This window comes from uncultured Brachybacterium sp. (assembly GCF_947500705.1).
GTDB lineage: Bacteria > Actinomycetota > Actinomycetes > Actinomycetales > Dermabacteraceae > Brachybacterium.
Window position 1 is genome coordinate 652,710 of record NZ_CANMSY010000001.1, and the last position, 21,276, is coordinate 673,985.

At 71.3% G+C, this 21,276-nt stretch carries 14 protein-coding genes; 4 read left to right on the forward strand and 10 right to left on the reverse strand.

Annotation, left to right across the window (positions count from 1 at the left end):
- Positions 1 to 22 precede the first annotated feature (22 nt).
- From Q0937_RS02985 to Q0937_RS02995, 3 genes are all read right to left on the reverse strand, one after another.
- Complete coding sequence (locus Q0937_RS02985; protein ID WP_299299662.1) at positions 23 to 1,684, reverse strand: ExeM/NucH family extracellular endonuclease; 1,662 nt, start codon at positions 1,682 to 1,684, stop codon at positions 23 to 25.
- Positions 1,685 to 2,791, reverse strand: coding sequence for a lamin tail domain-containing protein (locus tag Q0937_RS02990; RefSeq protein ID WP_299299553.1), 1,107 nt, complete (start codon positions 2,789 to 2,791; stop codon positions 1,685 to 1,687).
- 118 nt (positions 2,792 to 2,909) lie between these two features.
- Complete coding sequence (locus Q0937_RS02995) at positions 2,910 to 5,339, reverse strand: bifunctional UDP-sugar hydrolase/5'-nucleotidase (protein WP_299299555.1); 2,430 nt, start codon at positions 5,337 to 5,339, stop codon at positions 2,910 to 2,912.
- 546 nt (positions 5,340 to 5,885) lie between these two features.
- Between Q0937_RS02995 and Q0937_RS03000 the strand changes: the two genes are divergently transcribed.
- Positions 5,886 to 7,337, forward strand: coding sequence for an NAD(P)/FAD-dependent oxidoreductase (locus Q0937_RS03000; RefSeq protein WP_299299664.1), 1,452 nt, complete (start codon positions 5,886 to 5,888; stop codon positions 7,335 to 7,337).
- 295 nt (positions 7,338 to 7,632) lie between these two features.
- Here Q0937_RS03000 and Q0937_RS03005 read toward each other — a convergent pair whose 3' ends face one another.
- The 3 genes from Q0937_RS03005 to Q0937_RS03015 are packed head-to-tail and all read right to left on the reverse strand — an operon-like array spanning position 7,633 to position 12,625.
- The gene (locus Q0937_RS03005; RefSeq protein WP_299299557.1) at positions 7,633 to 10,233 is read right to left on the reverse strand and encodes a DUF3488 and transglutaminase-like domain-containing protein; all 2,601 of its coding nucleotides are present in this window, start codon (positions 10,231 to 10,233) and stop codon (positions 7,633 to 7,635) included.
- Positions 10,230 to 11,582 (reverse strand): DUF58 domain-containing protein, encoded by a 1,353-nt coding sequence (locus Q0937_RS03010; RefSeq protein WP_299299559.1) that lies wholly within the window; start codon positions 11,580 to 11,582, stop codon positions 10,230 to 10,232. Before Q0937_RS03010 ends, Q0937_RS03005 begins: the two co-directional genes overlap by 4 nt.
- Entirely contained in the window at positions 11,579 to 12,625 is a 1,047-nt protein-coding gene (locus Q0937_RS03015; RefSeq protein WP_299299561.1) for a MoxR family ATPase, read from the reverse strand. Before Q0937_RS03015 ends, Q0937_RS03010 begins: the two co-directional genes overlap by 4 nt.
- A gap of 133 nt (positions 12,626 to 12,758) precedes the next feature.
- Here Q0937_RS03015 and Q0937_RS03020 point away from each other — a divergent pair, with 133 nt between their 5' ends.
- Positions 12,759 to 13,994 (forward strand): LPXTG cell wall anchor domain-containing protein, encoded by a 1,236-nt coding sequence (locus Q0937_RS03020; protein ID WP_299299563.1) that lies wholly within the window; start codon positions 12,759 to 12,761, stop codon positions 13,992 to 13,994.
- A 170-nt stretch (positions 13,995 to 14,164) separates the two neighbouring features.
- On the opposite strand, the gene Q0937_RS03025 is transcribed toward Q0937_RS03020, so the two are convergent.
- The 3 genes from Q0937_RS03025 to Q0937_RS03035 all read right to left on the reverse strand — a co-directional run bounded on the left by Q0937_RS03025 (position 14,165) and on the right by Q0937_RS03035 (position 17,708).
- A complete protein-coding gene (locus Q0937_RS03025) occupies positions 14,165 to 15,421 on the reverse strand; it encodes an MFS transporter (protein WP_299299666.1) in 1,257 nt (418 codons plus the stop codon).
- 398 nt (positions 15,422 to 15,819) lie between these two features.
- Positions 15,820 to 16,767, reverse strand: a complete 948-nt coding sequence (locus Q0937_RS03030; protein WP_299299565.1) for an L-lactate dehydrogenase — start codon at positions 16,765 to 16,767, stop codon at positions 15,820 to 15,822.
- 161 nt (positions 16,768 to 16,928) lie between these two features.
- Positions 16,929 to 17,708: a TetR/AcrR family transcriptional regulator gene (locus Q0937_RS03035; protein ID WP_299299567.1), complete on the reverse strand. Its 780-nt coding sequence runs from the start codon at positions 17,706 to 17,708 to the stop codon at positions 16,929 to 16,931.
- Positions 17,709 to 17,857: 149 nt separating this feature from the next.
- Between Q0937_RS03035 and Q0937_RS03040 the strand changes: the two genes are divergently transcribed.
- Positions 17,858 to 18,682, forward strand: coding sequence for a sugar phosphate isomerase/epimerase (locus Q0937_RS03040; protein ID WP_299299569.1), 825 nt, complete (start codon positions 17,858 to 17,860; stop codon positions 18,680 to 18,682).
- Positions 18,679 to 19,821, forward strand: coding sequence for a Gfo/Idh/MocA family protein (locus Q0937_RS03045; protein ID WP_299299571.1), 1,143 nt, complete (start codon positions 18,679 to 18,681; stop codon positions 19,819 to 19,821). The genes Q0937_RS03040 and Q0937_RS03045 overlap by 4 nt, the downstream gene beginning before the upstream one ends.
- A gap of 144 nt (positions 19,822 to 19,965) precedes the next feature.
- Here the strand turns inward: Q0937_RS03045 and Q0937_RS03050 are convergent, their stop codons facing one another.
- The gene (locus tag Q0937_RS03050; RefSeq protein WP_299299573.1) at positions 19,966 to 21,168 is read right to left on the reverse strand and encodes an acetyl-CoA C-acyltransferase; all 1,203 of its coding nucleotides are present in this window, start codon (positions 21,166 to 21,168) and stop codon (positions 19,966 to 19,968) included.
- Positions 21,169 to 21,276: the final 108 nt, after the last annotated feature.

A 21,276-nucleotide genomic window follows, 5' to 3' on the forward strand; every position in this document is an offset into this window, starting at 1 on the left:
CCGGGGAGGCGAGCTCGGTGGATCAGCCGTTGCGGCCGTTCCCGTTCCCGTTGTTCCCGCTCCCGTTGTTCCCGTGGCCGGGGTGCTCAGGGTCGCAGTGGGGATGTCCCTTGCCATTCCCCTTGCCCCTGCCCTGGCCGTTCCCGCCGTTCCCGTTGCCCTTGCCCGGGTGCTCGCACTCGGCCGGGCCCTCTTCGCCGTCATCGTCGCCGTCATCTCCGCCGCCGTTGTCGGCGAAGCCGCCGTCCAGGCCCACGATGATCGGGTCATGGTCGGAGGAGCCGAAGGGCCCGGCCTCGTAGAGGTCGGTGATGTTGTTCTGGTAGCGGGCGTACTGCGCCATCGCGGACTCGGGGCCGTTGATCTGCCAGTCATCCGCGCCGGTGACGCGCTCGGCGGCGGAGGCGTTGGCGATGACGTGGTCCAGGGAGCCGACCATCCCGCCGTAGCTGTAGGACCAGCCCTCGGGGTCATGGGTCTCGCCGAGGTTCACGAAGCCGTCCGTGTAGAACAGCTGCAGCGGCTCCTCCTGGGTGTAGGCGTTGAAGTCGCCGCCGTGGAAGACGTCCTCGACACCGAGCTCAGCGGCCGTCACCTCACCCCAGGTCAGCAGCGCCTCGGCCTGCTGCATGCGGGAGGTGCGGGCGTTGCCCTGGACCGGATCCTCGGGCAGGCCCGAGTCCTCGGCGTCGCTCGAGCCCTTGGACTTGAAGTGGTTGATGGTGAAGAAGAACGGCTCACCCTCGACCTGCTCGCCCTCGACCTGCTCCTCGCCGCTGCCCTGGACCGGGACGAAGACCTGCCCGATCGGCTCGCGGGCGTTGTTGAACGCCTCGTCTCCGGCGAGGATCTGCGCGCCGCCCTGCGGTGCGACCTCAGCGGGCTTGAAGATGATCGCGTTGGTGATGGCGTCCTGGCCGCCCTCGAGGCCGAGTGCCGCGTAGGCGTCACCGGTGGAGATGTAGTCCCAGGTGCCCTCGCCGTCCTTCTCGTTCAGTGCGGCGATCAGGGTGGCGGTGGCCTCGTCGGCCTCCTCGCCCAGGCGGGCGGAGTTCTCGATCTCGGTCAGACCCACCACGTCGGCGTCGGTGCCGGAGATCGCGTTGACGATCTTGGACTGCTGACGCTCGAGGTCGTCGGCTCCCCAGGCGCCGCGCAGGTCGCAGCCGCCGCGCACCGTGGTGCCCTCACCGTTCATGTCGGTGTACGGCTCGCAGCCGGGGGTGTCCTCGCCGAGGGTGGTGAAGTAGTTCAGCACGTTGAAGGTGGCCAGCTGCAGGTCTCCGCCCACCTCGTCGGGAGCATCCTCCCGGGTGTTCTCGAAGTCGACCCCGTCGGAGTCCGCGGAGGTCCAGGGGGTGGTGACGTTCAGACGCCACTGGTCGAAGGTATAGGCGACCACGACGGGCTGGGTGAAGGTGGGGGCGGCGCCCACCCGCACCGGCTCCTCGGTGGTCAGCCAGCTCATCGGCTCACCGGCGTTGTTCTGGAAATTCGTGGTGCGGCCGTCATCCAGCAGGACCATCTGCTCGGCGCGGCTGTCGAAGTAGGCGGCGGCCTCCTCGCCGGGACGCATGATGTCCCCGGCCTGCAGCAGCGGCTGATCGCCGATCGCGAGAGTGACCTCGCCGAAGCGGTTCGTGTTGTACACGTCGGTGACGGTGAAGTCGCCCTCGCCCGGCAGTTAGAGCATGTGCTCAAGGCTCTCGCGCTGCGCCTCCTCGGTGGGGAAGCCGCCCTCGAGGGTGACGGGCTCGACCGGGGCGAGCGACTCGGGCAGGATCTCGAGGCCGTTCGCGCCGACGCTGACCTGCGTGGAGTCGAAGTACTCGGAGACCTCACCGGTCACGCGCACGGAGTCGCCGATCGCGACCTGGCCGGCCGTGGCGGAGGAATAGACGAACACGGCGGTGGAGCCCGTGTGGGCGGCGAGGTCCAGCGCCCCGCCGGTGCCGGCGGTCTGGATGATGTAGCCGTTCAGGCCTCCGGTGGCGTACACCGCGGTGACCACGCCTTCGGTGATCACGGCCTGACCCGCCAGCGGGCTGGCCGCGCCCGTGCCCTGGATCTCGCGGATCGTCGCGGCGATGGCGTCGGCCGGCGGCTCGCCGTCGTCCCCGCCACCGTCATCCCCACCATCGCCTGCGAGCTGCCCCGGGGTGGGGGCGCCCGCCGCGAAGTCGGTGGAGTTCTCGCCGGTGGACGCCACCCGGGCGACCGAGGTGGAGTTGGAGGTGCCGGGCGCGGAGGCCTCCCCTGAGAAGGTGGTGGCGCCGCCCCAGCCCACGAGATCCACGACGGCCGGGTCCTCGGCACAGGTGGTGCCGCTGCACTGCAGGGTGCCCTCGGCGTCGGAGAGGGCGAACACGCCCCCGGTGCCGGAGGCGTTGATGCCGCCGGTCAGATCCGCCGCGGGCAGAGGATCGCCATTGCCGTTGCCGGCGGCCAGCTGGACCAGGAAGGTGCCGCCTGCAGGGACGCTTCCCTCGAGGGCGACGGTGTTGTTGAAAGAGCCGGACTTCGAGGCGTACTGCAGGCTCCAGCCGTCGATCGAGACGGCGGTGTCGGAGGTGTTGACGAGCTCGACGAAGTCGTTCTGGAAGGCGGCGCCGGAGTTACCGCCGCCTCCGTAGATCTCATTGATCTGGATCTCGCCCGGCGCGACGACTGCAGCCTGGGCCGACAGAGTAAGGCTGGGGGCGAGGCCGAGTGCGAGGGCGAGGGCTGCGGCCGCTCCGCCGACGCGCGCGAGGCGCGAGCGGAGGCCGGAGCCGTGGGCGATGCTAATCATGAAGAGCTCCAGGGGGTTCAGAGAGATGATGCCGCAGGCAACGGGGACGTGCGACCGACGAGCCAGAGCGGAGCGGCCGGCCCCGGGCGGACCCGGCCCCTCCGTCGTCAGGGCTGGGTCAGGGCCGCATCATGCGGTGGCGCAGACCCAGGACTCCGACTCCCGCGAAGGAGACGATGCTGATTGCCGCGACCATCGAGCCGAGGCTCACGCCGGTACGAGCGAGGTCTGAGCGGGAACCGTCGGCGGTGGTGCCACCGGAGGTGGTCTCGTCGACCGGGGTGACCACAGTGGTGTCGTCGTCCTGAGCGTTGTCGTCGCCCTGGTCGTCGCCGCCGTCGCTCGGGGGCGGGCTGGTGGCGTCGTCATCACCGTCGCCAGGGGGCGGGGTGTTGGCGTCGTCATCATCACCGTCACCCGGAGGGGGCGTGGCGGTGTCGTCGTCATCGCACTCGGCGGGGGCCCCACCCTCGGTCCAGGTGAAGGCAGGGATGTCGATGACAATCTCGGTCCCGGTCTCGGGGATCGCGGTGATGGTCAGCGGCACAACGGTCCCCTCGGGAACGCACAGCCAGTCGGTGAGGGTGACGTCGGCGAACAGGCCGCCGGCCTCCTCGACCATGGCGTAGGGCGCCTCGAAGGTGCCGTGCTCGCCAGCGTCGACGACGACCGTCTCGATCTCGGGGGCGCCGAGGCTCTGGGACTCGACGTTGCCGATGCGCAGCACCGGGTCGCGGTCGATGCCGGCCTCGGAGTCGAACTCGCCGCCGTCGAGGATCTGCAGGTCGAGCTGACGCTGCGCGTAGCCGGGCTCGAGCTCGGGGTTCGCCTCGAGGTAATCGATGAACGCGTCGCGATCCAGCACCCCGGTGTCCTGCACGTCCTGAGCCTGGGAGAGGGCCCACATGTTGTCGCCGCCCTCGAAGAGGAAGCTCGCGGTGACGATCGTATAGGTGGCGTCAGGATCGATCGGCTCGCCGTCGATGCGGATGTCGAGCACGCGCTGATCGCGCTCCAGCGTGGAGTCGAAGACGTACTCGACGTTCTCGGAGACGCTGAAGGCGAGGAACGGCTCGTCACCGGCGTCGACCTCGCCGCCGTCGGCGGTGCGCTGCCACTGCTCCTCGAGCATCTGCTTGAACTGCGCACCGGTGACCTCGCCGGAGTTCAGGGTGTTGCCGAAGGGCACCATCCCGTTGGCCTCGGCGTAGGTGACCACGCCGTCGCCCTCACCGGTGGCGGACTGGTCGTACCAGAGCTCGGCGCGGATGCCGCCGGGATTCATGAAGCCGATGACCTCGCGGTCGCCGGCCAGACCCGCATCCTCGAGGTACCACTTCATGGAGTCCGCGAGCATGTCGCCTGCGGCGGAGTGGCGCATGCGGTTGTCGCCCTTGGTGGTGGCCTGGTTCCCGACCGGGTCGTTCGCGGTGCGCACGCCGTCGACGTAGGAGGCCTTGGAGTCGTCCCACGAGGTGGTGACATCCCCGGCAACGGAGCCGACCGGCTCGGCACCGACGACGGCTGCTTCGTCGATCGCCAACTGCGCGATCTGAGTGACGCCCTGGGTGACCTCGGTGTCGACCGCGCACTCCTCACCCTCGGGCAGCGCGGTGGCCCGCAGCCCGGGAGCTCCGACCACGTCCCAGTCGCCCTCGGCATCGACGCTCAGGGTGACCGCGCCGAGGTTCGCGGCGCTCGCGCCGGTCTGGATGATCGGGCGGACCTCGCCGTCCTGGCCGGGGACCGGGGCGGTGTAGTTGTACGCACGGTGTGAGTCGCCGTTGAAAATCGCGTCGACCTCGGAGGAGGTCTCGCCGACGATCTTGTCGAAGATCGGATCGGTGTTCTGCGGGGCGATCCCGGGCTCGGCGCTCGCGCTCGCCCCCTCGTGGTACGAGGCGACGACGACGTCATACTCGTCGCCGGATTCCTGCAGCTGCTGCACGGCGTCGTTCACACCGTCGACCGGGTCGCGGAACTCGAGACCCTCGATCGCGACCGGGCTGACCTTGCCGACGGTCTTGGTCGTGACCGCGCCGATGATGGCGACCCTGATGCCATTCCGCTCGACGACCGTGTACGGCTCGTGCACCAGCTCATCGGTCCCGGCGTAGTAAACGTTCGCGGCGAGATCCGGGAAGTCGGTGCGGCCCTCGATGCGCTCCAGGAGGTCATCGATGCCCTGGTCGTATTCGTGGTTGCCGATGGCGGTGGCGTCCACGCCCATCGCGTTGAGCACGTCGATGGTGGGTTCGTCGTTCTGCACGGCGGATTCGAAGGCGGAACCGCCCACGTTGTCACCCGCGGAGAAGAGGAACGAGGTGGCGCTCTCAGCGCGCACGGACTCGACCGCGCAGACGAGATCAGAGGCGCCACCGAGGGCGCCGTGGAAGTCGTTGATGGTCATCAGCGTGACTTCGTCACCAGGTTCGGCGGCGACGGCGACGGTCCCGAGGGGGACCAGGGCCGAGGCGGCCACCAGCGCGACGGCACCGAGGCCCACGGAAGTCCCGCGCGCGAGGCGACGGACGGGCAGGACGGGCATGAGTGTCTCCTGAAGGCGGGGTGAGAACAGGGTGAACGATGCGTGTGCTGCCCTCATCTCAGCCCATGTGCTCCGAGACACGCCGGGAAGTCCCCTTCCCGGACGACAGCCGTCACCGAATGTTCACCTATCGGGGTGACCCGCGTCTCGAACTTGGCAGGGGTCGGGTGAGCGCTTTACTTGCACTTGACCCGTCCGTCGGTGCGTGGGCCAGTGCGTCCTCGGCTGCCCGGAACCGTCGGCCACGGCAGCCCCGCCTTGTGAATCGTGCCCCGAACCGACCACTCGGCCCTCCCTCGGCGCGCGAAGTGGGTAGCATCGGCGGGGACTTCGGACGGTCCGCTCCCCCGCGCCCCGTCACCGGCCCCGAGCTCGACGGATCTGCATCCCGGATCTCGAGCTCGTGTCACCCGGGTCGCCGCCCGGCACCGACCGCAGCCCGCCGACTTTCCCACTCTCCCCCGACGCCGGCCCCTCCACCGGGACGCCACCAGCATCCCGTCCGGGCGCCGACCACCGTCACCTCTAGGAGGCCGTCCCATGGTCATGCCGCTGCCATTCCTCAGCCGACGCCCCACCGTCCCCGCGAAGGACGGCGCGAGCTGGCCGCATGTGGTCATCCTCGGCGGGGGCTTCGCCGGCGCGCACGCGGTGGGCGCCCTGCGCGATGCCCGGGTGCGGGTCACCCTGATCGACCGCAACGTCTACAAGACCTTCCAGCCGCTGCTGTACCAGGTCGCGACCGCGGGCCTGAATCCGGGCGACGTCACCATGTTCCTGCGCGGCCTCTCGCTCAAGGTCCCGAACATGCGCTACCGCCAGGGCGAGGTCCAGGGCATCGATCCCGAGCGGAAGGTCGTGCGCCTCGACGAGGGCCAGAAGGGCCAGCAGGAGATCTCCTACGACTACCTGATCCTCGCCAACGGTGCGACCACCACCTTCTTCGGCACGCCCGGCGCCGAGGAGCACGCGATGCCGATGTACACGCGCTCCCAGGCGCTCGCGATCCGCGATCGCGTCTTCTCGGAGCTCGAGCGCTCGAGCCGCGAGGCCGGCCTCAGCCACAGTCACGACAAGCTTCACGTGTGCATCGTCGGCGGCGGGCCGACGGGCGTGGAGATCGCCGGCGCCCTGGCGGACTTCCGCATGCAGGAGCTGGACATCCTCTACCCGGAGATGGACCCCGGCACGCTGCAGCTCACCGTGCTCCAGCGCGGCGACGAGGTGCTCAAGGAGTTCTCCACCAAGTACCGCCAGTACGCGGCCGACGAGCTGCGGGACCGCGGCGTGGTCCTGCAGCTGGGCCGCGGCGTGAAGGAGGTCGGCTACGACCACGTGGTGCTCGATGACGATTCGGTTCTCGAATCCGACATCACGATCTGGGCGGCCGGTGTCGGGATCCCGAAGATGGTCTCCGAGTGGGGTTTCCCCCAGGACAAGCGCGGTCGGATCGCCGTGGACGACTACCTGCAGGTCAAGGGCTTCCCCGGGGTGTACGCCGCCGGAGATATCGCCGGTCAGGACGAGCCGCTCCCCCAGCTCGCCCAGCCCGCGATCCAGTCCGGTCAGGCCGCAGCCCGCGCGATCGCCGCGGAGGTCGCCGGCAAGCCGCGCAAGAAGTTCAAGTACACCGACCTCGGCACCATGGCCACCATCGGCCGTCACGCCGCGATCGCGGAGATCCCGGTGCTCGGCGGGCTCTCCGGCTCGCTGGGCTGGGCCGCCTGGCTCGGCGTGCACATCACCAAGATGATCGGCCACCGCAACCAGCGCGCGGTCGCGATGAACCTGGTCTCCCTCTACGGCGGCAGCCGCGCCACCCATCAGCCGAACCCGGTGGTGGGCGAGGTGAACTCGCTGCGTGCCGCGCGCATCTTCGAGGAGCAGGCCGCGCACCGGCTGTTCGGCGCCGGGGCCGGCGCCAGCCGCCCGGCCGACGAGGTCGCCGCAGAGAACGCCGAGGGCGCCGCCGAGGTCGCAGAGCCGACGAACAACTGACGGGCCGGCCCTTCGCGGGGCCCCTGCGCCGTCACCCCCGGCCAGCCGGGCCCCGAGCCCTGGCCCGCCGAGCCCCGCGCCACGCTGGGCTCCGTTCCCCGCCGGGCCCCGCGCCACGCCGGGCTCCGTTCCCCGCCGGGCCCCGCGCCACGCCGCGAGCCGGCTTCTGCGCCCTGCAGGACCGATGCGACGGCGCGCATCAGTCGTGAGGCACGCAAAAGATCGGGCCGGGCGCGCTCGAGAGCTGGCCGCTGGCTCCACCGGCCCGGGAGGGCGGGTCAGCGGGCGGTGCGGGTCAGCGGGCGCTGCGGATCAGGTCGATGACCTGATCGGAGTCGTGGCGCAGCGGATGCTGGGGTCGCTCGCTCGGCGCGGGCGTGGGTGTGCGCGAAGAAGAGGGTGCTGCTGACCTGGGCGCAGGCGTGGGCTCCTCCGGCAGCGGCGCGGCGTAGGTCGCGGCGGTGTAGGCGGAGGCGATCCTTACCGCGGCGTCGCGCTGCTCGGCGGTGATGTCGAGCTTCCCAGCACCGATCTGGTCGAGCAGGTCCGTGAGGGCGCGGGCCGGGGGCAGTGCGGGGTCGAGTCCGATCCGGGTGGGTGGCCGGCCCCAGGCCCCGGTGATGCCGAGCCAGCGGATCGCGGTCTCGCGCACGGCCAGCTCGCGGGTGAGCTCGGACCAGGCCAGCTCTCCGGCGCGGCGATGCATCCGCTCGGCGGCCAGGGGCGAGGCGGCGGCGTCTCCACGGGCACCAGCACCGGCACCGCTACCGCCAGCACCGCCAGCACCAGGACCGCCACCGACCCCGCCAGCACCAGCACCGCCTCCGCCAGCACCCCCGCCGAGCAGCGCTGCCCAGCGCTCGTCGCGGGCGCGCAGCCGGCGGCGTCGGATCAGGAGCACCGTCGCGGCAGCCGCCGCGGCCAGCAGCGTGCCGATCCCGAGGAGGCCCAGCACGCCTCCGCCGAGGCGCTCCACGGTCGCCTGGGCCGACCCTCTGCTGCCCTCGGACGTCTCCGCGGCGGAGGTGTCCTCGGTGGTCTGCTCGTCGGTCGTGCCCTCCTCGCCGCTGGGCGTCTCCTCCGTCGGCTGGTCCGATTCCTCCGGGCCCTCGGGCGCGGAGTCGGGGGTGTCCAGCGAGGCGCTCGCGTCGGTCACGCCGGGAGGGGTCACTCCGTTCGCCGCGGCGGCCGGGGTCGGCTCGAAGCGCACCCAGCCGTGCTCGGGGCCGAACCACACCTCGGGCCAGGCGTGGGCGTTCTTCGCGCTGACCCTCCGTTCGTCGCCGTCCTGTTCGCCGGCGGTGAAGCCGATGACCACGCGGGAGGGGTAGCCCTGCGAGGTCATCATCAGGGCGAAGGCCGCGGCGAACTGCTCGCAGTAGCCGATGCGGTCGGCGAGGAAGGACTCCAGCGGGTCCTCGCCCGGGGCGGTGTTGACGGTGAGCGAGTAGGCGAAGGAGTTGCGGAAGTAGTCCTGGTAGGCGACGGCGGTGTCGAAGCCGGTCTCGGCACCCGTGCTGGCGGCGACGGTCTCGGCGAGCTCGGTGGCGGCCGCGGGCACCTCGTCCTGGGAGGAGTAGCCCACCTCGAAGGGCTGCTGGAACACCGCGGGGTCCACGGCACGCAGCTGCTCGGCGGTCGAGCTGCGCGGTTCGGAGGCGACGGTGTAACGCTGTCCGATCAGCCCTGCGGACGCGCGCTGCAGAGCGACCTCCCCGTTGGAGGGCTGGAGGATCAGTGCCCGGTCCAGAGCGCGGTCCGCGGCCTGGACCTCGCGCACGTTGTCCGGCACGGGGAGACGGTCGCCGGCGAAGCTGGTGATGTCGATGGTGGTGTCGATGAAGTCCTCGGCGCTGCCGCGCACTGGTACGCCGTCGTCGCGGGAGTCGCTGAAGGCGGCGGTGCCCATCACCAGCTCGTCCCCCTCCGCGTCGCCGCGGAAGGTCTCGCCATCGAAGGAGTTCAGGGTGCGCAGGCGCAGGTAGGAGGGATCCTCGGTGGCGGTCGTGGTGTAGCGCAGCACCTCGGTGTCCTCCTGCTGGAGGAGCGAGCGGCGCACGGAGACGTCGTCGTCGATCATCACCGGGCCGAGCGCCGGGGCGTTGGGGTCCTGCCAACGCTGGAGCAGGTCGACGTTCAGCGCGATCCGGGCGGGTGCGAGCTGCGGCAGTGCGGGGGCCAGCAACGGGGTCAGCCCCGCCACCAGCGCCACGCAGAGCGCGGTCACAGCGAGGGTGCGGCGGGGATGGGCGGCGGGACCCGCCTGCGGCCGACGATCGCCGCGGAGGTAGCTGGGATCGGCGTGCACGGTGCGGGTGGTGAGGATCGCGGCGCCGGCGAGGAGGGGGGCGGCGACGTGCCACCAGGGGCCACCGGAGGGCTGCTGGAGGGCGGGCACCAGGATCGCGCCCATCAGCAGCAGACCGGTGGGGGTGTGCCATCCCAGGTCCAGGTACATCAGGTCCAGCAGCAGCGTCATCAGCGCGATCACCGCCACCACGAGCACGGTGCCGGGGGCACCGAGGGTCAGCGGGGCCATGCCGGTGACCAGCTCGTCGACCCCGCTGCTGAAGATCTCGACCTGGTCGCGGAGCATCTGGAGCGGGCCGTCCTGCCAGCGGGTGAGGCCCTGGGCGATCTCGACCACCAGCACCAGCACCACGATCAGCCCCATCTGGGCCAGGGGCACCAGCATCAGGGGGCGCAGCAGGCGTCGCAGCACGATCCCGCCGAGGATGACCGGGGCGGTGGCGGTGAGCGTCAGCAGCAGCCAGGACGAGCCGGCCAGCAGCTGGGAGACAGGGGCGGAGGCGAGCAGCAGGGCGGCCAGCAGCAGCAGGGCGCGGCCGATCAGGTGGGGCCCCTCGAGGGTCGGCCGGCCCATCAGGGGGCTCACGGCGTCTCCTCCTCGGCGGTGGTCAGCAGGTCGTCGAGGGTGTCCGCGGTGGTGCCCCGCACCAGGGTCCAGGCCCCGAGCTGGGACTGGAGGGGGGTGTGCCGTGCGCGGACCGTCTGCAGCTCGCGGACGTGCTGCTCATGGGCGTGGCCGAAGTCCTCGCCGTCGGCCGGGCCGATGCGGCGGGCCGGCGGCGGGTCAGGCTGGTCGTCCCCGTCGTCGAGGGCGGGTCGCAGCGCGATCGCGGTGCGGTGGGTGGAGCGGCCGGCGAAGCGGTCCAGGTCCAGACCGGAGAAGGGCTCGCCGTCGTCGGGACCCAGGGCGATCGCGAGGGCGGTGTGGCCGGTGGCGTGGTCATGGCCTATGCCGCCGGAGGCGTCGTCGTCGAAGTCCACCTCGGCGAGGGCGAGGAGGGAGGCCCGCAGCTCGACAGCATCCGCTTCACTGCCCAGCGGCGAGGGGCCGGGGATGCCGCGGCGGCGGCCAGTGCGGGTGATCTCGTCCCCCGAGGCGTCCACGATCCGCACCTCCCAGCCGTGCAGGCCCAGGGCGTCCAGCACGGTCGCGGCGTGGGAGACGAGCACGTCCTCGACCTGGCCGGAGGGGTTCTCGCGACGGCTGGTGTCCAGCACGATCACGGCGCTGTGCCCGGCGGCGGGCTCGTCCTCGCGGGTCATCAGCTGGCCGGTGCGGGCGCTCGCGCGCCAGTGGATGCGGCGGATGTCGTCGCCGCTGGCGTACGGGCGGGCGATGGGTCCGATCTCGCCGATTCCGGGGGCGGGGGCGGCGCTGAACGCCCCCTCGCGGGTGATGCCGGTGGCGCGTTCGGCGGCCGGGGTCATCTCGGAGACCACCGGCAATCCGGTCAGCAGCAGTCCGTCGGCGACGGTGCGGCGCAGGTGGAACAGTCCCAGCACGTCGCGCACGATCAGGGAGTAGGGGCCGAGCGGGTGGCCGCCGCGGCGGCCGACGCGCAGCACGTGCGGCATCTGCCCGTTCAACGGCAGGTCGCCCTGGCCGCCGAGCTCCTCGGGCAGGTGCTCGCGGGCGATGCCCCGGCCCAGCGGGAGCACGGTGATCCAGGGGGTCCCGGCGAGCTCGAGCATCACCCGGGCGGTGGCGCCGACAGGGACGGCGTCGTCCACCAGGCGGCGGGTGGGGCGCAGGCCCACGCTGCTGACCGCGATCCCGATCGCCCCGATCACCAGCATCAGCAGCAGGGCGGCGGCGAGCTGGCGCAGCGGCGTCACGCGAGCCAGGTCGCCCAGCACCCACAGTCCCGCGCAGCCCACGAGCACGACGATGCCGCGCCCGGTGGGGCGCAAGCGGGTGCCGGGGCGCGGGGTCACGCCTGCGGGGTGCTGCGCAGCACCTGGTCGACCAGGTCCCCGGCACTGGCCCCGCGGGAGAGGGCCTGGGGGGTGAGGTGCATGCGGTGGCGCCACACCGGCATGATCACGGCGGCGATGTCCTCCGGGGTGACGAAGGTGCGCCCGGCGAGCACGGCATTCGCCTTCGCGGCGCGCACCAGGTGCACGGCGGCCCGCGGGGAGGCGCCGAGGGTGACCTGCGGGTGGGAGCGGGTGGCCGCGGCCAGCCGCACGACGTACTCCAGGATCATCGGGGAGGCGTAGACGCTGCGGACCGCGCGCACGTGGGCGGCGATCCGTTCGGGGCTGGTGCGCTCGGCGACGGCGTCGACCAGGTCGTGGTCCCCGTCGCGCACCGGCCCGGCCTGGGCGGCGAGCATCCGCGCCTCGGCCGAGGCCACCGGGTAGCCCATGGTGGTCTGGGCCAGGAAGCGGTCCCGCTGCGCCTCGGGCAGCCGGTAGGTCCCCTCCATCTCGACCGGGTTGGCGGTCGCGACCACCATGAACGGCTCGGCCAGGGGGTAGGTGGTGCCGTCGACGCTGACCTGCCGCTCCTCCATCGCCTCGAGCAGTGCGGACTGAGTCTTCGGGGAGGCGCGGTTGATCTCGTCGGCCAGCAGGATCTGGGTGAACACCGCGCCGGGACGGAACTCGAACTCGCTGCTGGCCTGGTTGAACACGCTCGCGCCGGTGACATCTCCGGGCAGCAGGTCGGGAGTGAACTGGATGCGGTGGCGCTCAGCGCCGAGCGCTGCGGCCAGAGCCTTGGCGAGCATCGTCTTGCCCACGCCCGGGATGTCCTCGATCAGCAGGTGGCCGCCGGCCAGCAGCACCAGCATGGCGATCCGGGCCACCTCGTCCTTGCCCTCGACGATGGTCGCGATCTCGCGGATCACCGACTCGGCATCGCCGGCGATCTCGCGCGCCTGCTCCTCGGTGAGGCCGATGCCCAGCTCACGCGCCCGGTTCTGCGGATGCCACGGATCACGGGAGGTCTCGACGGCGACGTCGTCCTGGGTCATGTCGTGCTCCTCCATACGACCACCGTGACAGGTGTTCATAAAAAGTTTGCCTCGGGATGAACTGCCCGAGAACCACGCGGCGGCGTTGCCTCCTACAGTATGACTGGTTCCAGATGTCTTCCGAGGAGTTCCGATGATCGTTCGTCGCGACCGGGCCGCCCTTCGTGGCGGTGCGGGACTCCTGCTCGCGGTCGCCTGCCTCGTGGGCCCTGCGGCGGCGCAGGCGGCGCCGGTGCCGGCGGAGATCGCTCCGATGCAGACCTGCGAGGCAGGGGACAGTGCCAGCGCCTCGGCGGCATCGACCGAGCTCGGCGGTTCCGTCCTGGTCTCCGGTACCTGTTTCGCGCCGTACGAGTCGGCGACCATCAGCATTTTCGTGCCCGGCGATGACTCCACCCGCCAGACCCAGAGCGCCCCGGTGCGCGCCGATGGCTCCGTCTCGTCGTCGTTCACGCCGTCAGCGGCCGGTGACTATTCGGTCGTCATCAACGTGCTCCAGCAGCAGGCGACCGGCTCGTTCACGGTGACCGGCGAGGCGGAGCCGGATCCTGAGACCGAGCCCACACCGGATCCGGACCCAGAACCGACCCCCGATCCAGACCCCACGGATCCGCCGACGGACGAGCCCGAGGATCCGACGGATCCGCCCGAGGAGCCAGTCGAGCCCAGCGATCCTCCGGAGTCCACCGGTCCGGAGACCCCGACCGAGGATCCCGCCGAGCCGTCGGATCCTCCGCAGACCCCCGAATCGCCTGATGCAACGGACGATCCCACCGAGGATCCGACGGAAGATCCGACCGAGGATCCGACGACCGCTCCCGACGAGGATGACTCCCCTGCCTCGCCGAGCCGGTCCGCTTCGGCGAGCCCGGACCCCGCGCCGACCACACCGACGACGCCGTCCCCCAGCGCGGATGATGATCCTGCGCCGACGGCCGACGCTGGCCCCACCGCGTCCGAGCAGAAGCCCTCGCCCCCCGCACCGGCATCCCCCGCTCCCGCGACCAACGACTTCCCGGCGGCAGCCCCCGAGTACACAGCTGAGCAGAGGGAGGCGGCCTCCCTCGCCGTGCTGATGACGTCGCTGTTCGCCCACGGGGTCTCGAACGGCCAGGTGGGCATCTCGCCCGCCGAGGCTGAGACCCCGAATGCCGACGGCACGGTCGGTGACGGTGCGGGCGACGGGAGCAGCACCGGCAGCGATTCCTCCGGGAACGGCGACGCCTCGGACGGCGGCGAGTCGTCCGACGGCGGTGGCGAGGAGCTGGCTGAGACCGGCGCGGAGGTCACCGGCCCCGCAGCGCTCGCGGCGCTCGCACTGACCGGTGGCGCCGGGTTGCTCTGGTACCACCGCCGCCGCACCAGCTGAGCGACCTCAGCGCGAGCAGCGCAACGGCGGAGTTCGACGGAGCAACAGCTGCGCGTAGAGCACAGGCGGGTCAGAACGCTGGCGGGTCAGAGCACAGGCGGGTCAGAACGCTGGCGGGTCAGAGCGCTGGCGGGTCAGAACGCAGACGGGCCCGGCCCAACGCTCGAGCCTCAGGCGCTGAGACCCCGCCGGGTCTGCATCGCGACCAGCACGCCGATCAGCAGCGCACCGAGCACCAGCGCGATCCCGCCCACGGCCACGGCGCCGCTCACCCCGAGCACCGCGCCGAGCCAGGCGAGGGAGATGCCGTTGCCGGTGCGCATGCCGCTGCCGATCATCGAATAGACCCCGACCACGCGGCCGCGCTGGTCCTCGGGGGCGCGAAGCTGCACCAGCGCCTGACCGATCGCGGTGGCGGCGAGGTTCGCGACGCCGCCGATCACGAGCGCGATCACCGCCACTGCGTAATGGGTGGTGGTCGCGACGATCAGCGAGGTCAGCCCGAACATCACCGCAGCGATGACGGCGCCGCGCACGTCGACCTTCAGGATCCCGGTGGCCTCGAGCAGGAATCCGCCCACCACTCCCCCGATGCCATTGGCGAACAGCAGCACGCCGTAGCCGAGGCCGCCCTCATCGGCGGCGCCCAGGGTGTCGGCGAAGTTCGGCATCGAGACCTGGAGCGAGGAGCCGACGCACACCGCGATCAGGCCGGCCAGGGCGATCATGCCCACCAGCACCTTGTCATTGCCGACGGTGCGCAGCACGCGCGGGGTGTCCAGGATCGAGATCCGTTCGCGGTGCACGTACCCGCTGCGGGAGTGCCCAGTGAAGGGGGTGCGGAGCATCAGCAGCGTCATCGGCAGGTAGAACACGATGTTGGCGAGGATCCCGAACGTCGGCCCGAGCAGGAGCATCAACACCGAGCCAACCACCGGCCCGGCGAGCACGCCGAGGCTCTTGAAGGTGGCGTTCAGCCGCACGGCGCTGGGCAGCTCGCGCGGCTCGGCGAAGTCGTGGAGCATCAGCTGCTCGGCCGGGCCCCAGAGCGCGCCGGCGCAGCCGTGCAGCACCAGCAGCACGCAGGCGCTCCACATCTCCAGAGTGCCCGTGAGGAACAGCAGCCCCCAGGCCAGCGAGACGAAGGCGAAGAGCCCCTGGGCGATCTGGATGATGCGTCGGCAGTCGTACTTCTCCGCCAGGCCGCCGAAGAGGACGGAGAACATCAGGAAGGGCAGCCAGTGGCTGATCACCTGGAAGCCCACCAGCCAGGGCGATTCGAACACCTGCCACAGCACCCAGTAGGTGATGACGTGCTCGATGTTGTCACCCATCATCGAGAGCCCGGCGGTGACCAGGTAGGGGCGGGAGTGCTTGTCGCGTAGGGGGCCGAAGCGGCGCGGGGCCTGCAGGTTCAGGGGACTCAGCTTTCTTCGTGCAGTGGCGGGCGCCGGTGACCGAGGAGCGCCCGAAAGACACTCCGGCGGTCCTCGCCCTGAACCAGGTTACGCGGCGCAGCACCCGGAGCTCATGGCTCACGTCAGTAGTGCGTAAGGTGGGCGACCCGCTCGACTCATCGACCTTCACCCGCCGACCTGGGTGAGCACCTTCGCGAACGCCGTGCGCATCGCCGCAGAGCAGGCGGCGGATCTCGAGCAACGCCTCACGGCACTTCGTGAGGAGTGGTCGCACATCATCTCGGAGGCCCGGCGCAGGGAGGGCAAGGTCTGGGCGACACGGGCCGCGAGTGCGCTGAGCAACGAGTCACCTCGACGCCCGGCGATTCGGCGCCAGATGGCTCAAGACACCGGCGGCGTCGCGATGCTCAGGCGCGCAGCCCCGCCGCGACCTCGCTCAGCGATGCGGCGGAGCGGTGGAGCAGCTCCCGCTCGTGCTCGGAGAACGGGGTCTCCGCGATGGGGTGCGCGCCGGTGCGGTTGACCACGCACGGTACGGAAAGGGCGACCCCGTCGAGCCCCTGGATGCCCGAGAGCACGGGGGCGACGGGGAGGATCGCGTTCTCATTGCGCAGGATCGCCTCGACGATCCGGGTGCTCGAGAGTCCGATCGCGTAGTTCGTCGCACCCTTGCCCTGGATGACGGCATAGGCGGCGTCGCGAACATCCACGGCGATCTGGTCGAGTGTGGACTGGGTGAAGACCCGCTCCCCGCCGACGGTCCAGTCCAGCAGCGCGACGGTCCCGATGCGAGCGCTGGACCACAGAGGGAACTCGGTGTCCCCGTGCTCGCCGACGATCATGGCGTGCACGCTCGAGGCGGAGACCCCGGCGCGGCGGGCGATCTCCCACCGCAGGCGGGAGGAGTCCAGCGTGGTGCCGGCGGCGAACAGGCGCTCGGCGGGCAGCCCGCTCGCGTCGTGGGCGAGCATGGTGAGCACGTCGCACGGGTTGGAGACGATCACGTAGATCGCCTCGGGTGAGACCTCCAGCAGCTGCTCGACCAGCGAGCCCATGATGCGGGCGTTGGTGGCGGCGAGCTCGAGCCGGGTCTGGCCGGGCTTCTGCTTGGCCCCGGCGGTGATGACCACGACGTCGGAGTCGGCGGTCACGGCGATGTCACTGCCTCCGCTGATCTCGGTGGCGCCGACGAACTTCGCGCCGTGCGCGAGGTCCAGGACCTCAGCGCGGGTCTTCTCGGCGGCGATGTCGTACAGGGCGATGTGGCGGGCTGCGCCGCGGATCATCGCGGCATAGGCGACGCTCGACCCCACGGCTCCCGCTCCGACGACGGTCAGCTTGCTCAAAGTGCTCATGAGGGAAACCTACGCGGCGCCGGAGCGCTGCGACAGGGCCGGAGGACTTGCCAGAAGTACCGGAGGGCCTGTCAGAAGGATCGGAGCGTGCGCAAGCCCCGACGCCGGACGGGGCAGGAGCCCGCGTTCGTCCGTGGGGCGGCGGCTGCGCCCGGGCCGACCTACGGCGCCAGCAGCACCGCGAACGTCTCGAGCGTCTCCTGCAGCGCGATCGACGGCTCGAGCAGCCACTGGATCTGCAGGCCGTCGCTCGCGGCGACGATCAGCGCGGCGGTACGGGCGGGGTCCACATCATCTCGCACCAGTCCATTGATCTGATCCTTGCGCAGGCGCTGCTCGAGGTCGGTGCGCACCTGCTCGAACCGGGTGGTGAAGTACTCCTTCGCGGGGCCGGCCTCTGCCTCGAGCGAGGTCGCCACCAGCGTGGAGTAGAGCTGCACGAGTCCCGGCACCTCGAGGTTCGCAAGCGCCGCATTCGCCATCACGTCCACCGAACGCACATGCCCCTGATCGCCCCGCTCGAGGTCGCGCCGATACTCGGCGTGCTCGTACACAGCGACCAGCAGCTCCTCGCGGGAGGAGAAGTAGTGCAGCAGCGCACCGTGCGAGATCCCGATGGTCTCGGCGATGCGGCGCAGGGAGGTGCCGTCGGCCCCGCGTCGACGGAACACCTCGATGGCGCGATCGAGGATCTCCTGCCGGCGGGCGATGCCCTTGGAGTAAGAGCCCGCGCGGCCGATGCGGGGCGCGGCGGCGGCCGACGGGCCGGGCCCAGCGACCGGATTCGGCTCGTCAGCAGCGGCCGACGGGCCGGGCTCAGCCGCCGGATCGGGCTCGTCAGCGGCGGCCGATGGGCCGGGCTCTGCCGCCGGATCGGGCTCGTCAGCAGCGGCCGTCGGCCTCTTCTCGACGGCCCCGGACGGTGCCTCCTCGGTGCTCATGGGGCCAATGTACCCACGCTCCGAACTGCCCCGCACAAAAAACCTCCAACTGGTGGGTTTGCTGTTATTCTGGCCGAGATGCGTCCTCGGCGATCCTCGTCGGCGACGCGACCCGCCCTCTGACAACGACGTACGAAAGCAGGTTCGACGTGGCTCTGCCCCTCGCCTCCGTCCAGCTGTACACGCTGGCCGCGGAGTTCTCCGCCGATATGAACGGCTCCCTCGACAAGCTCGCCCAGATCGGCCTGAAGAACGTCGAAGCCTTCGACTTCGTGCGCCGGCCGAAGGAGATCCGCGCGGCCCTGGACGCTTCGGGCCTCGCCTCCCCCACCGGGCACGCCCCGCTGCTCTCGGACGAGCTGTGGACCCCGGACGGCTCGATCCCCACCCCGGCCAACGAGGTCGTCTTCGAGGCCGCCGCCGAGATCGGCATGACCACCGTCATCGACCCGATGGTCCCCACCGAGCGCTGGATCACCGAGGACGGCGTCAAGGACATCGCCGAGCGCCTCAACGCCTCCTCCGAGAAGGCCAAGGAGTTCGGCCTGAGCGTCGGCTATCACAACCACGCCCAGGAGTTCCTCGCGGACTTCGACGGGCAGAGCGCCTACCAGCGCTTCCTGTCGCTGGTGGATCCGTCGGTCGCGATCGAGCTGGATCTGTACTGGGCCCTCGTCGGCGGTCAGGACGTCGTGGCCCTGGTCGAGGAGCTCGGCGACCGTCTCGTCGCGATCCACGTCAAGGACGGCATCAAGCCCGAGACCAACCCCTTCGCGCCCGACGCCCCGAAGTTCAACTCCTCGAGCCTGGACCAGCGCCACGCCGGTGAGGGCGAGGTCCCCACCATCGAGGCCATGAAGGCTGCGACCAACGTCAAGTACGCCGTCATCGAGTACGACAACGCCCCCGGCGACGTCTTCGAGGACATCGAGAACAGCTACCGCTTCCTGATCGACGGAGGACTCGCCGCATGAGCACCCCCACCCCCTTCGCCGGCCCCGTGGGCGTCGGCTTCATCGGCGTCGGCGTCATCTCCGACACCTACCTGGAGAACCTCAACTCCTTCCCCGACGTCGAGGTGCTGATCCTCGGCGACATCAACACCGAGCGCGCCGCCGCCCAGGCCGCGAAGCACAACGTGCCCGCGTCCGGCACCGCCCAGGACGTGCTCGATCACCCAGGCGTGCAGGTCGTCGTGAACCTGACCCTGCCCGCGACCCACGTGGCGATCTCCTCCGCCGCGATCGCCGCGGGCAAGCACGTGTGGACCGAGAAGCCGCTGGGCATGGACCGCGAGTCCACCGCCGCGCTGCTGAAGCAGGCCGACGAGGCCGGGCTGCGTGTCGGCTGCGCACCGGACACCGTGCTCGGCGCCGGAGTGCAGACCGCCAAGCGCGCGATCCTCGACGGCGTGATCGGTCGGCCGCTGTTCGCGCAGACCTCCATGCAGTGGCAGGGTCCCGAGGTGTTCCACCCGAACCCCGGCTTCCTGTTCGCCCAGGGTGCGGGGCCGCTGCTGGACATGGGCCCGTACTACTTCACCACCCTGGTGAGCCTGTTCGGCACCGTCGAGAAGGTCGCCGCGATCGGCCTGAAGGCCACCGAGGAGCGCACGATCCAGGTGGGCGATCTGGCAGGGACCACGTTCCCGGTCGAGGTGCCCTCCACGATCTCCGTGCTCACCCAGTTCGAGGGCGGCCAGACCGGCACCTCGCTGTTGAGCTTCGACTCGCCGCTGGCCCGCCAGGGCATCGTCGAGATCCACGGCACCGAGGGCTCGCTGGTGGTGCCCGATCCGAACATGTTCGAGGGCCGCATCGCCTACGTGCGCCCCTTCGAGACCTTCGGCGAGCGCCCGCCGGAGCAGGAATGGATCGAGATCCCGCAGGCGGGCCCGGCCACCGGCCGCGGCCTGGGCCTGCTGGACATGGTCCGCTCGATCCACGACGGTCGCCCGCACATCGCCACCGGCGAGGTGGGCTATCACGTGCTGGACATCATGCTCTCGGCCGAGGAGTCTGCGGCCAGCGGAGAGTTCGTCACCGTGAACTCCGCGGTGTCCGAGATCCCGGCGGTCGGCGCGGACTTCGACCCGCTGGCCCGCACGCTCTGAGCTGACGCGCGCCGGCTGCTGCGGCGCCGGTGATCGACGTTCTGCGCCCCAGGCGACTCATGCGACTCCTCGCATCGGTCGCCTGGGGCGCAGAACTTTCCCCAGAGGCAGGCTGCGCCCGCGAGCGGGCTGCGCGCTGCGGCGTCAGGCGCTCAGCAGCAGCGCTTCTCCCTGCCCGCCACCCCCGCAGAGGCTCACCCCGGCGCGCCCGCCGCCGCGGCGGGCCAGCTCGAGGGCTGCGGTGAGCGCGAGGCGCGCCCCCGAGGCGCCGATCGGGTGGCCGAGCGCGATCGCTCCGCCATGGATGTTGGTCTGCTCGAGCGGGTAGTCGAGGTCGGCCAGCGACTGGACGACGACCGCGCCGAAGGCCTCGTTGATCTCGATCAGGTCCAGGTCCTGCACCTGCAGCCCGCCACGGGCCAGTGCGGCACGCAGCGCGTTCGAGGGCTGCGAATGCAGGGAGGAGTCCTCGGGACCCGCGACCTGGCCAGGGGCACCGATCGCGGCGAGGATCGGGAGGCCGTGCACCTCGGCGTAGGCGCGGGAGGTGATCACGAGCGCGGCCGCACCGTCGGACAGCGGCGAGGAGTTGCCGGCGGTGATGGTGCCGTCCTTCGCGAAGGCGGGGCGCAGGCCGGCCAGGGTCCGGGCGGTGGTGTCGGGCCGGACGCCCTCGTCCCGATTGATGAGGACCGGGTCGCCCTTGCGCTGGGGCACCTCGACCGGGGCGATCTCCTCGGCGTGGATCCCGGCACCCGCCGCGGCGGCGGCGCGCTGGTGGGAGGCGGCGGCGATCTCGTCCTGGTCGCGGCGGGAGATGCAGCGTTCAGGATTGCCGCGCTCGGTGAGGTCGCCCATCGCCTCCTGGCTGAGGGCGTCGGTGAGCCCGTCATGGGCGACGGAGTCCTGCACGGTGGTCGGCCCGTACTTAAATCCCTGGCGGGCGCCCATCAGCAGGTGCGGTCCATTGCTCATCGACTCCTGGCCGCCGGCGACCACGGCGGTCGCCTCGCCGGTGCGGATCAGACGGGCGGCGTCGATCACGGCGGTCAGCCCCGAGAGGCACACCTTGTTCAGGGTCACGGCGGGGATGTCCCAGGCCAGGCCCGCCGCGAGCGCGGACTGGCGGGCCGGGTTCTGGCCCTGGCCGGCCTGGATGACCTGCCCCATGATCACGGTGTCGATCACGGCAGGGTCGATGCCGGAACGCGAGATGGCATGGCGGATGGCGTGGGCGCCGAGGTCGACGGCGCTCAGCGCGGCCTGCTGGGAGAGCAGCCGGGTGAAGGGGGTGCGGGCGCCGCCGACGATGACGGGCTGGTGGGTGGCGGGAACGGGGTTGGTCATGAGGTGCTCCTTCTGAGTGCTCGGTCCCCAGGATGTGCGCGACGCTCGCCGCCGAGGGCCCGGCGGGCCGCTGCTGTCCGCGCATCAGCGGGCGGGCGGCGAGACGCC